A 13,513-nucleotide genomic window follows, 5' to 3' on the forward strand; every position below is an offset into this window, starting at 1 on the left:
AGATATAACAATAATTCCGGAAAATGAGATTTCTAGTCATGATATTTTGTGTGCTGGTTTTCCTTGCCAAGCCTTTAGTATTTCTGGTAAACAATTAGGATTTAATGATACTAGGGGTACTTTATTTTTTGATATTGTTAGAATTGCTAAATATCATCAACCGTCATTATTGATTTTAGAAAATGTGAAAAATTTTGCTAGGCATGATGAGGGAAAAACCTTAAAAGTTGTTGAAAATACTTTAGATGAGATTGGTTATGATGTTTTTTATCAAGTCTTAAATGCTTCTAACTTTGGTGTACCTCAAAAGCGAGAAAGAATCTATATTTTAGGTTTTAGAAAAGATTTAAAGGTTAAAAATTTTACTTTTCTTTATAGTTATAGTAAAGCAACAAGTTTAATAGATTTTTGTTTAGATGATTCAGAAACTAAGGATTTTATTATTAATAGAAGTGATGTAAAAATTAAGGAAAATTTGGGGATAACTAAAGATATTTTAGGCAATTATCCTCAAAAACCCATTAGAATTGGTACGATTAATAAAGGTGGACAAGGTGAAAGAATTTATCATCAATACGGTCATGCTATCACTTTATCTGCTTATGGTGGGGGTATTGGAGCGAAAACTGGTATTTATTTAATTAATGGTAAAATTAGGAAATTAGCACCAAGAGAATGTGCTAGAATTATGGGGTTTCCTGATGATTTTATTATTAGTAATAGTAACAATATTGCTTATAAACATTTCGGCAATAGTGTCGTAGTTAATGTGTTAAAGTCGATCGTTGAGAATATTTTGCAGATTAATAATTTATTTGCTGAGTTGATTTTGTTATAATTTAATATATCAACTTTACTTTTAGGTGGTTTATGTCGATAGCAGATTTAATTAAAGCAGAAATTGATAAAATTCCCGAAGATAAATTAGCGGAATTATATCAGTATATTTAAAAATTAGCAAAACCAGAAAAAGCCTAAATAATTTATGGCAAAAAATAGATGAATTAGGAGACGCTGAAGAGAAATTATCAATGGAAGAAATCGTATCTTTAGTAAAAGAAGTTAGAGCGAATAAGACTAAATAATGAAATTTTTATTAGATACAAATATTTGGATTTCTGGTAAAGCATCTGGAATACTTAGTTTATGACTGAGGGAGTATCTTATCCATTAGTTGAATAAATTTATTCGACACTTTTAAGTCAATAGGTAAAATATGAATTGATGTTCAGTGTTTTTTTTATTTTATTTAACTCAGTTTTGTTAATAGCACCATAGTATAATTCACTTTGAGTAATAATACTGATAGCTAATTTATTTACGCCAATTTGATTTAATTAACGAAATATTGTTATTACACATTATTGATAATTTGTAAAGTGCGTAACTCCTATATTAGTAATAGTAACAATATTGCTTATAAACAATTTGGTAATAGTGTGGTGGTTAATGTGTTAAAATCTGTTCTTGAAAATGTTTTAGAGATTAATAATTTATTTGCTGAGTTGATTTTGTTATAATAAAAACCCAATCAGATAAAACAAATATAATGTAATGTATTAATAATTATTAATGGATTGATATAAATTTAGGCACTATTTTATCAAAAAATCGTGGGTCTAAAACCCTGCTATGCACGGGCATTAGTGAGCTATAATAAAAAAAACATCCTTCGATGTGGTAACAGACGATAAAAGGCAAAAACCAAGCCAATTTCAAGTAAACGTCTGTGGTATTTGGCGGTAGGGCATATCGCTACAGCTTGTGGAGAAAAAGTAAGACCAAGTAAAAAGTTCACTTTTGAAAGGCATCATTCGGTGAAGCAAGAATCTTCTCGCATGACGGCAGAGGAGTTGTCAAAGTAACTTATTAGTAAGAGGGATCAAGGAGGGATAGCAAGTCTTTAGACACTTCTATTACAAGGGGAGATTCCTTCTCACAAGTCGTTAATAATTCTGCTCGGTTAAGGCAAAAATGATGGATTTGAAGTCTTTTTTGATGGTGTTCAAGTTTGTCCAAGTTTTTAGGAGCGGTTATTGAAAACGAGAACGTCTTGTATCGGGAATAACTAAGTTTTGATAACCGATAGGAATTAATATAACGAATCTAAATATGCAAGGTCAAGATATAATGACAAATTTTATTGAAAATAATAATTTAACTCCCTTTCAAGGACAACCTTGGTTAGTGGAAGAAAGAGACGCTTGTGGTGTCGGTTTTATCGCCTATCAAGATAACCGTAAATCTCATAAATTGGTACAACAAGCCCTCAAAGCTTTACACTGTATGGAACACAGAGGCGGATGTGGTGCTGACAGAGAAACGGGAGACGGTTCGGGTATTATGACTGGTATTCCCTTAGAAATTTTTAAGGAGTGGTTTGCCGAAAATAATATTGAAATGCCTCCTTTTGAAGAATGGGGCGTGGGGATGGTATTTTTACCCCAAGATGAAAAAGAAGCAGAACAAGGGCGCAAATATGTAGAAGAAATGGTTGCGGTGGAAAGTTTAAAAACCCTCGGTTGGCGTAATGTACCTGTAAATTCTGATGTATTAGGAGAACAAGCAAAAGCTAATCAACCTCGCATTGAACAAATTATCGTCACTTCTGGAGATACTCATTATAAAGGAGATGAACTTGATCGCCGTCTTTATGTAGCACGTTCAAGAGTTGGTAAACAATTATCCGATGATTTTTATATCTGTTCTTTTTCTTGTCGTACCTTAGTATATAAAGGTTTAGTGCGTGGCGAAATATTAGAACAATTTTACTTAGATTTACAAAACCCTGAATATCAAAGCCGTTTCGCCGTTTATCATCGCCGTTTTAGTACTAATACTATGCCAAAATGGCCTTTTGCTCAACCTATGCGCGTTTTAGGACATAATGGCGAAATTAACACCCTCATCGGTAATATTAACTGGATGACGGTACGAGAGGCAAATTTAGAGTTACCTGGATGGACTAAAGAAGAATTTGAGGGAGTTACACCTATCGTTAACATGGCGAATAGTGACTCTTACAACCTTGACAGTTCTTGTGAATTATTGTTACGCACAGGACGCAGTATTCCCGAGTCCTTGATGATTCTTGTGCCTGAAGCCTACGAAAATCAACCAGAATTAGAAAAATATCCAGAGATTCTCGACTTCTATCACTACCATAGCGGATTAAAAGAACCTTGGGATGGCCCTGCATTATTGGCATTTAGTGAGGGTAAAACTGTTGGTGCGTGTCTTGATCGCAATGGTTTACGCCCTGCTCGTTATGCTATCACAAAAGATGGCTATGTGGTAGTAGGCTCAGAAACGGGAGTGGTTGACTTAGACGAATCAGAAATCATCGAAAAAGGCAAACTTGGCCCTGGTCAGATGATTGTGGTGGACTTAGAACATAATAAGATCCTCAAAAACTGGGAAATTAAACAAGAAATCGCCTCTCAAAAACCCTATGGGCAGTGGTTGAAAGAATATCGCCTACACCTTGACAGACAACCCATTAACGTAAAACAGGCTTCTAGCTTGTCACCCTCTAGCCTGTCTGATACTGACTTAGTGCAACAACAAACCGCCTTCGGTTATACCCTCGAAGATGTAGAAATGATCATTACCGCTATGGCACGGGATGGCAAAGAGCCTACATTCTGCATGGGTGATGATATTCCTTTAGCTGTTTTATCCAATAAGCCTCGTTTATTGTACGACTACTTTAAGCAACGTTTCGCCCAAGTTACCAACCCTCCTATTGATCCTTTACGGGAAAGTTTGGTAATGTCGTTACAGATGCACTTAGGAGAAAGAGGCAATTTATTACATATCGAACCAAAAAACGCCCATACTTTGGTAATTGATTCTCCTGTGTTGTCAGAATCTGACTTGGATTTCATCAAAAAATCTGACTTTGCTACCGTTGAATTATCTACGTTATTCGCTATTAGTGATGGACCAGATGGTTTAAAATTAGCTTTAGAAAGATTATGCGAAGAAGCCACTAAAGCAGTTAAGGGTGGGCATCAAATCATCATTTTAAGCGATCGCACACAGGCAGGAAGCCTGAACCACATTGAAGCAGGAAGCCTGAACCACATTGAAGCAGGAAGCCTGAACCACATTGAGGCAGGAAGCCTGAACCACATTGAAGCAGGAAGCCTGAACCACAATGGGGCAATTAGTGAAGAATATTCTTATATTCCCCCCTTATTGGCAATAGGTGCAGTGCATCAACATCTGATTAAAGAAGGTTTACGCCTAAAAACATCCCTTATTACTGATACTGCTCAGTGTTGGAGTACCCATCATTACGCTTGTCTCATTGGTTTTGGTGCTTCCGCTGTTTGCCCCTATCTCACATTACAAACAGTTAGTGCTTGGTGGCGTGACGAGAAAACTCAGAAATTGATGGAAAATGAGAAAATCGATCATATCACCGAAGAAGAGGCCTTAAATAACTATCGTAAGTCGGTTGAGGCCGGATTACTCAAAATATTGTCGAAAATGGGTATTTCTCTTTTGGCTTCCTATCACGGTGCACAGATTTTTGAATGTATCGGTTTAGGTGGGGATGTGATGGAATTGGCTTTCAAAGGCACAACTAGCCGTGTCAGTGGTTTAAACCTTGCTGAAGTTGCCAACGAAATCATTTCCTTCCATCAAAAAGCCTTCCCTGAGTTACAGGCGAAAAAATTGGAAAATTACGGCTATGTCAACTATAAAAAAGGTGGCGAATATCACATGAATTCCCCAGAAATGGCAAAAGCCTTACATAAAGCCGTTGCGTCTTATGGTAGTCAAGAAGGTTATGATCATTATGAATGGTATCGCAACTATTTACAAGAGCGCCCTGCCACTGCTTTAAGGGATTTATTGGAGTTTAAGTCTGATAAAAATTCTATCTCGATCAATGATGCCGAGCCTGTAGAGGACATTGTCAAACGCTTTTGTACTGGGGGTATGTCTTTAGGTGCATTAAGCCAAGAAGCCCACGAAACCCTCGCTATAGCCATGAATCGTATCGGCGGTAAATCTAATTCTGGAGAAGGTGGAGAAGATCCTAACCGCTATAATATCATTAATGAAGTGGACGAAAACGGTAAAAGTCCTTTATTCCCTCATCTCAAAGGGTTACAAAAAGGTGATCGTGCTACTTCTGCTATCAAACAGATTGCTTCTGGTCGTTTTGGTGTCACTCCTGAGTATTTAATGAGTGGTGAACAACTGGAAATCAAGATGGCACAAGGGGCTAAACCCGGTGAGGGGGGACAATTACCCGGTAAAAAAGTGAGTCAGTATATCGCTATGTTACGCCGTTCTAAGCCCGGTGTTACCCTCATTTCTCCTCCTCCTCACCATGACATCAATTCCATTGAGGATTTAGCCCAATTAATCCACGATTTACATCAGATTAACCCCTCTGCTAAAGTATCCGTTAAATTAGTGGCGGAAATCGGTATCGGTACGATCGCTGCCGGTGTAGCCAAAGCTAATGCGGATGTAATTCAAATTTCTGGTCATGATGGTGGTACAGGTGCATCACCTTTAAGCTCGATTAAACACGCAGGTTGCCCTTGGGAATTGGGAGTAACTGAAGTACATCGTACCTTATTAGAGAACCAGTTGCGCGATCGAGTCTTGCTCCGTGCTGATGGTGGCTTAAAAACGGGTTGGGATATTGTTATGGCGGCGTTAATGGGTGCTGAAGAATATGGTTTCGGTAGCATTGCCATGATTGCGGAAGGTTGTATTATGGCTCGTGTTTGCCACACCAATCAATGCCCTGTGGGTGTTGCTACTCAACAAGAGCGTTTACGTCAACGTTTCTCTGGTGTGCCGGGGGATGTGGTTAATTTCTTCTATTTTGTAGCGGAAGAAGTTCGATCGATTCTCGCTAAATTGGGTTATCGTAGTTTAGATGAGATTATCGGACGTGCAGACTTATTAACCTATCGTCACGATGCGAAACTCACCAAAACTAAAGCCTTGATTCTCGACTGTTTAACCAATCTTCCTGACACGAAAACGAACCGTGACTGGTTGAAACATGGAGATACCCACACTAACGGTCATGTTTTAGATGATGAAATTTTAGCAGATGCTGAGATCATGGGTGTGATCGAATCTCATGGTAATATTACCAAAGAAATTAAGATTATTAACACTGATCGTTCCCTAGGGGCGAGAATTGCTGGGGTTATCGCCAAAAAACACGGAGATTTGGGCTTTAATGGTCAATTAAACCTCAATTTCAAAGGATATGCTGGACAAAGTTTCGGTGCTTTCAACATTCAAGGCATGAATATTCATCTCGAAGGGGAAGCAAACGATTACGTTGGTAAAGGCATGAATGGAGGTTTGATCGTCATTGTACCTCCCACTGAGTCCACTTTTGAGGCTTCTGATAACGTAATTTTAGGCAATACCTGCTTATACGGTGCAACGGGGGGTGAATTATACGCCAATGGACGAGCCGGAGAGCGATTTGGGGTGCGTAACTCAAAAGCGACAGCAGTAATTGAGGGTGCCGGAGATCACTGTTGCGAATATATGACAGGAGGCTTAATTGCCGTCTTAGGAAGTGTTGGGCGTAACGTGGGCGCAGGTATGACAGGAGGCTTGGGCTATTTCCTCGATGAAGAGGGCAATTTTGAGGCAAAAGTTAACCCTGAAATCGTCAAAATTCAGCGTATTTGCACCCCCGAAGGTGAGGCACAATTAAAAAAATTAATCACCAATCATGTGGCAAAAACAGGTAGTAAAAAAGGTCAATTAATCTTAGATAATTGGGCGAATTATGTTCTTAAATTCTGGCAAGTTGTTCCTCCTTCGGAAGCAGAAAACCCTGAAGTTAAGGCTCAAAAAGAGTTGACAACGGTGTAATTTAATTTGATTTTTGTTGAAGATTATGGTGGGGATGGATTAAACCTGAGTTCGATGTAAGAAAATAGCTTGTAATTATTTGTCTGTGGCAATTTGAGAAAGGTGCGGTCGCCCCATAGTTAACAATTCTTAACATAAATTATGGGAGCGAATCAGACAAATTAGTTAAATTTTATCAATAAATATTAATTTTTTTGACCTAATTGATTTTTTCCTTAAACTTTAATTTCACTGATTTAGACGATAATTATAATAAGCCGCACAAGCACCTTCTGATGATACCATAGGAGCACCTAAAGGTTGTTCAGGAGTGCATTTTGTGCCGAAAGACGGGCATTGATTCGGTTTTTTCATCCCTTGTAAAATTTTGCCACTAATGCAGTTTTCACTTTCTAAAATTTGAGTGTTAACTAATTCTAAGTTAAATTTATTTTCTGCTGAAAATAGCTGATATTTTTCTTTAATTTTTAAGCCACTATTAGGAATATTTGCGATGCCACGCCAAAAATAATCGGTAATTTCAAAAACTTCTTTCATCAATAATTGAGCATTTTGATTGCCTTTTTTATGAACAACACGGCTATATTGATTTTCGACTTTAAAGTCTTGTTTTTCTAATTGTTGAATACAGAGAAAAATTCCTTGTAAAATGTCCACTGGCTCAAATCCTGTGACTATAATAGGTACTTTATATTGAGAAGAAATTAACTCATATTGATGATAACCCATAACAGTACAAACATGACCAGCTGCTAAAAAACCTTGTACTTGACACTGATTTGATGATAAAATTGCTTCCATAGCAGGAGGTACTAAAATATGGGCAATTAATACGGAAAAGTTAGTTATATTTTGTTCTTGTGCTTGATATATTGTTATTGCTGTACTTGGGGCAGTAGTTTCAAAGCCTACCGCAAAAAACACTATTTCTTTCTCAGGATTTTGTTGAGCAATTTTTAGACAATCTAAGGGTGAATAAATAATGCGAATATCGGCTCCTAATGCTTTAATATTTAGTAAATCTTTTTTACTACCGGGTACTCTTAACATATCACCAAAAGAGCATAAAATAGTATTAGGTAAAGAAGCAATTTTTATAGCTTGATCTATTAATTCTATATTTGTTACACAAACAGGACATCCAGGTCCATGAATTAAAGTGATTTCAGTGGGTAATAGTTGATCAATCCCGTATTTAACAATACTATGGGTTTGCCCCCCACAAATTTCCATTATTTGCCATCTTTTAGTAGTAATATTGGCGATCGCTTGAGTGTATTTTTTGACTAAATTTATGTCTCTATATTCATCAACAAATTTCATCATATTTTCAGCAAATTTTTTTTAAATTTTAACATTTTTCTGGAGTTAGATTCATTAATTATTTAAGAAAATAGATAAGTTTTATCTGGTATAATTAATATTAAGATTAAGGGTTATAAACAATTATCTCTCTTGAAAATAAATTTCAAAGCTCAAAAAACACTCATTAAAATAGATTAGAAAAATATAATTTAAATTCAAGAATAAAAAAGCCTTACTTCGGCGGAAAATAAAAGAGATTATCTATTGATTATTTGCTACTAACATAAGTAAAATTAGATAATGTTTAGCCTCATACAATTAATAATAAAATTACCAAAAAAAATGATAAAAGATAATGCTAATTTTGAGTTAAGTTGCCCTTTATTTATTAATAAATATTCTCATATTTTATTAGGACATGGTAGCGGTGGCAAGTTAATGAGAGAATTAATTAATGAGATGTTTTTGGCTACTTTTCAAGAAAAAAATTATATTGAACATGATTCTGCGGTGCTTAATCTTCATAGTAAAAAAATTGCTTTTACAACAGATTCTTATGTAATAAATCCTCTCTTTTTCCCGGGAGGTGATATTGGTTCAATGGCTGTATATGGCACAGTAAATGACTTAGCAATGTCAGGAGCGATTCCTCTTTATTTAAGTTTAAGTTTTATCCTCGAAGAAGGGTTAGAAATTGCTACGTTATGGAAAGTTATACAATCTATAAAAAAAGCCTCAGAAATAAGTCAAGTAAAGATAGTTACTGGTGATACTAAAGTCGTTGAAAAAGGTAAAGGAGATCAAATTTTTATTAATACATCTGGGATCGGTATTATTAATCATAATTTAGACATTAATTTTCAGTCAATAAAATCTGATGATGTGATTATTTTAAGTGGAGATATTGGGCAACATGGCATTGCGATTATGGCAATAAGAGAAAATTTAGAGTTTGAAACTTCTATTAAAAGTGATTCTGCACCTTTAGCTGAAACTATTTTAGAGTTAATAAATGTAGGAATTAAAATTAATTGTTTAAGGGATTTAACTAGAGGAGGATTAGCAAGTGCATTGAATGAAATTGCATTTTCTGCTAGTTTAGAAATAACGATAAATGAAGATACTATTGCTGTTAAAGAGCAAGTGAAAGGTGCTTGTGAAATTTTAGGTTTTGATTCTCTTTATGTTGCTAATGAAGGAAGATTTATTATGTTTATTCCTGCGGAAGATATTGATAAAAGTTTGAGTATTTTAAGGGCAAAAAATTCTACTGCTAATATTATTGGTAGTGTAAAAAAAGCGACTAATTCTTTAGTGATTATGAATAGCAAAATTGGTGGGAAAAGAGTTGTTAATATGTTAAGTGGTGAACAGTTGCCCCGTATTTGCTAAAATTTATCATGATTATTTTCTCCTTTCAAGACATTGGTGTTTAATTCTAAAAAATTGAGATTGAGATAAAAATTCTTTTCCTCAATAATCATTGACTAAGCTAGGAAAGCATCTAAGTTGACACTTTAGGGTAGGGAAGAAGGGAGAGGGAAAAAGCAACAGATAAAGGTTTGAGTCAAGACAAAGGGTTTAAACCCCTTGTTAGGAGTTAGCAAAAAACGGGAAGTTAAATGCGCCGAGTGCTTATTTCTTGAATTATCGATCGCCAATGGGTATAATTACAGATATTCTCTTGCTAAAATTTATTTTGATTCTTCATTAGCGTAAAGGAAATTTGCCCAACGGATAAACCACCGTCATTAAGGGGGATTTTTTGTGACCAATAGGGGTTAAAATTATTCTGTCTTAACATTTTGATGGTATTGTCTAATCAAAATTTATTCTGAAAACAACCTCCACTTAAGACAATATTTTGAGTGTCAATAGTTTGACTAATTTGCTTAATTATTTCCACTAGAGTGAGATGAAATTTCGTGGCAATTAAACTTAAGGATTCTTTTCCTAAATAATCATTGACTATTTCTTTAATTATCGATGGCCAATGGATATAATTGCAAATATTCTCTTGATATTGCCACTGAAAAGTATAGATTTTGTCGGGAAGAAAATCACTGACTAAAAATTCTAAACTCATAGCGGCTTGTCCTTCAAAAGTGATATTATCAATGATATTTAATAGAGAAGCTACGCCATCAAATAAACGCCCGACACTAGAGGTTAAGGGAGTGTTAATTTTCTTGTCTAGGATAGTTTGAAAAAGTTTTAATTCTGAAGATGAATAACTGTCAATTATGGATAAATTTTGTGGTATATTTTGAAAATTCTTATAAATAAGATTAAGTAAAGCTAAAGCAATGCGTTTCGGTTGCAAAATTGCTTGATTTCCTCCCATTAAAGGAAAGGGTAAAAAACTGGCAATTCTTTTAATTTCTGTGTCACTAATATAAAAAAATTCGCCCCCCCAAATAGTATCATCCAATCCGTAACCAGTGCCATCCCATGCAATACCTAATAAGGGTAATTCTAAATCATGTTCTGCAATTGTAGCAAAAATATGAGCTAAATGATGTTGTATTTGAATAATAGGAATTGGCGGTTTTTTCTGTTTACTTAATTCTTCGGCATATTGGCTAGAAAAATAATCTGGATGTGCGTCACAAACTATTAAATCTGGTTGAAATTCATAAATTTTACTGAAATTATTAATAGTATTTTTATAGGCTTTTATAGTTTCAGGTTTATCTAAATCGCCGATGTGTTGACTGGTAAAAATTTGTTGATTAAAACCAATGGCTATGGTATTTTTTAGATGTCCTCCTAATGCTAAAATTTTCTGGGGTTTTTCTGCTGGAAAATCTGGTAATTTTATCGGTAAAGGTGCGTAACCTCTTCCTCGTCTTAATATCATTATTTGATTATCTATCACCCTAACAATGGAATCATCAACGGCACGAAAAATAGGGCGATTATGGATTAAAAAATAATCAGTAAAAAAATTTAATCTTTCTAAGGCTTCTATTTCATCAATACAAATAGGCTCATTTTTTTGATTTCCACTGGTGGCGATAATGGGAAAATTTAATTTTTTTAATAATAAATGGTGCAAGGGAGTATAAGGTAACATTACTGCTAAATAATTATTATGAGGTGCGACTTCTTCTGAGATATAGTTATTATCAATTTTTGGATTGTTTTTTAAAGATTCTTCTTGATTTAGATTATTTAATTTACTGACTTTTCTCAATAAAACGATGGGAGAAGCAGGAGATAATAAAATATCTTTTTCAATATCAGATACGAAACAATCAGCTTTAATTTTCTCGAAATTAGGATACATTACAGCTAATGGTTTATGAGGGCGATTTTTTCTTTGCCTTAAAATTTTAATAGCCTCATTATTCCTAGAGTCAGCTATTAAATGAAATCCTCCTAATCCTTTTACTGCTAAAATTTTTCCTTCCTGAATTAAGTCACAACTTTTTTTAATGGCTTCCTCAAAACTAGCTAAAATATTACCTTTTTTATTCCATAATTCTAACGTTGGTCCACATTTTTGACAAGCATTTGGTTGTGCATGAAAACGCCTATTTTTAGGATTATAGTATTCTTCTTCACATTCTCTACACATCCTAAATTTACTCATGGTAGTAAAAGGGCGATCGTAAGGTAAATCTTTAATGATAGAATAACGAGGACCGCAATTTGTACAATTAGTGAAAGGATAGTGATAACGACGATTTTTACTATCAAAAATTTCCCCTAAACATTCCTGACAAGTGCTTAAATCAGGTAAAACAATAGCAGTTTTTCTGTTATTATCAATAGTGTCTGAATTTTTAATCGTAAATTGTTGATAACCTACCCAGTTTGATGATTTAATTTCTAAATTATAAATTTCTGATTGTAAGGGTTTTTCAGCTTTGATTCTTGTGATAAAAATATCTAATTCAACAGTGGTTAATTCTACTTCAATAACAACACCTTCCCCAGAATTTTTTACCCATCCTTTTAAACCTAATGCTATAGCTAAAGTATAAATAAAAGGACGAAAACCAATTCCTTGTACAATACCTTTTATAATTATTTGATAACAATTTTTAGTCATCGTTTTAGACTTTATCTATTTTTTTCTAATTAGGGTATGCTGTTAGGAATCAGAAGTCTGTAAAAATCAAAGGTTAGGTATAATTTAACAGAAAATGCTTTTGACAATTTTTACTCAAAAAATAGGTAAGTATTCTACAATTACATACTCTGATTCTAACAAAGGGCTTAAGCCTCTTGCTAAACTATTAAAACTATTTTCTATTCCCTACTCTCACCAAAACACTTTTTCATCATCTCCTAACGATAGAAACATCTAAGTTTATTTATAACTTTGTTAACTTATAATTAAAGTAATCTTCTCCTCCTCGTCTTTTTCTTATTCTCTCTTTTCTTCATCAAAAAATGGGAATAGTTTTAATCTATTATCTCTTTTTTTTTGTAATTTTTCTTCAATATAACGATACCAATTATTCATTCCTTCACCACTGCGAGAAGACACCATCAAAATTTTAGCTTGAGGAGCAATTTTTTTGATATTTTGTAATACTAAATGTTGATTAAATTCTACGGCTTTAGCAATATCTATTTTATTGACAATTACCACATCAGCACTTTTAAATATTGTGGGATATTTTAATGGTTTATCTTCTCCTTCTGTTACCGATAATAAAACTATTCTTTCATTTTCGCCTAAATCATAAGAGGCTGGGCAAACTAAATTACCTACATTTTCAATTATTAACAACTGGCAAGAATTTAAGTCAATTTTTTGCAAGGAATTATTAATCATTTCTGCTTCTAAATGACAAATATCTCCTGTGGTTATTTGGATAACTTCCGCTTTACTTCTTCTCAATCTTTGGGCGTCATTATCTGTGGCTAAATCACCAACTATGACGGCACTTTTGTAGGTAGAATTAAGATCAGTTAATGTTTTTTCGATAAAAGTAGTTTTTCCTGAACCCGGAGAAGACAATATATTAAATACATATATGTTTTTTTGCTGAAATAACTCTCGATTATGAAAGGCTAAATGATCATTTTTTGCTAATATAGATTCATAAATATTGATAGTTTTAGAATCATGATTATGAGTGTGATTCTGATCATGATGGTGATGTTGATGAGAGTCATAATTATTAATTAAAATCTTTTGAGGAGTAATGCTACAACCGCATTTTAGACACATAGTTTTATGATTAATTAAGAGGATAAGTGTTGAAGTTAATTATAGCAATCCTAAATGATTGGTGGCAAAATAAGGACTACAAATTTAAAGGCAAGGGGTTTAAACCCTTTGTTAAATAATAGGGAAAAAATTATTTCCTATCTTTAA

The 13,513-nt window shown here is 34.1% G+C and carries 7 protein-coding genes and 1 pseudogene; 5 read left to right on the forward strand and 3 right to left on the reverse strand.

Annotation, left to right across the window (positions count from 1 at the left end):
* From FWJ34_RS13260 to gltB, 4 genes are all read left to right on the forward strand, one after another.
* A partial coding sequence (locus FWJ34_RS13260) for a DNA (cytosine-5-)-methyltransferase (RefSeq protein WP_308255804.1) occupies positions 1 to 838 on the forward strand: 838 nt, incomplete at its 5' end.
* 541 nt (positions 839 to 1,379) lie between these two features.
* Positions 1,380 to 1,520 (forward strand): hypothetical protein, encoded by a 141-nt coding sequence (locus FWJ34_RS13265; RefSeq protein ID WP_308255805.1) that lies wholly within the window; start codon positions 1,380 to 1,382, stop codon positions 1,518 to 1,520.
* A 216-nt stretch (positions 1,521 to 1,736) separates the two neighbouring features.
* Positions 1,737 to 1,865 (forward strand): hypothetical protein, encoded by a 129-nt coding sequence (locus tag FWJ34_RS13270; protein WP_308255806.1) that lies wholly within the window; start codon positions 1,737 to 1,739, stop codon positions 1,863 to 1,865.
* A gap of 265 nt (positions 1,866 to 2,130) precedes the next feature.
* Complete coding sequence (gltB, locus tag FWJ34_RS13275) at positions 2,131 to 6,873, forward strand: glutamate synthase large subunit (protein WP_396231925.1); 4,743 nt, start codon at positions 2,131 to 2,133, stop codon at positions 6,871 to 6,873.
* 228 nt (positions 6,874 to 7,101) lie between these two features.
* Here gltB and hypD read toward each other — a convergent pair whose 3' ends face one another.
* Positions 7,102 to 8,196 carry a hydrogenase formation protein HypD gene (gene hypD, locus FWJ34_RS13280; RefSeq protein ID WP_308255810.1) on the reverse strand — a complete coding sequence of 365 codons (1,095 nt, stop codon included), beginning with the start codon at positions 8,194 to 8,196 and terminating at the stop codon, positions 7,102 to 7,104.
* 324 nt (positions 8,197 to 8,520) lie between these two features.
* Between hypD and hypE the strand changes: the two genes are divergently transcribed.
* A complete protein-coding gene (gene hypE, locus FWJ34_RS13285) occupies positions 8,521 to 9,570 on the forward strand; it encodes a hydrogenase expression/formation protein HypE (RefSeq protein ID WP_308255808.1) in 1,050 nt (349 codons plus the stop codon).
* 295 nt (positions 9,571 to 9,865) lie between these two features.
* Here hypE and hypF read toward each other — a convergent pair.
* Together hypF and hypB are read right to left on the reverse strand one after the other, a co-directional pair.
* Positions 9,866 to 12,235: pseudogene (hypF, locus tag FWJ34_RS13290) on the reverse strand (carbamoyltransferase HypF).
* Between the two features lie 318 nt (positions 12,236 to 12,553).
* Entirely contained in the window at positions 12,554 to 13,366 is an 813-nt protein-coding gene (gene hypB / locus FWJ34_RS13295; RefSeq protein WP_308255809.1) for a hydrogenase nickel incorporation protein HypB, read from the reverse strand.
* Positions 13,367 to 13,513 lie beyond the last annotated feature (147 nt).

Origin of the sequence: Geminocystis sp. GBBB08, assembly GCF_016743215.1 — a bacterium.
In the GTDB taxonomy this organism is placed as follows: Bacteria; Cyanobacteriota; Cyanobacteriia; order Cyanobacteriales; family Cyanobacteriaceae; genus Geminocystis.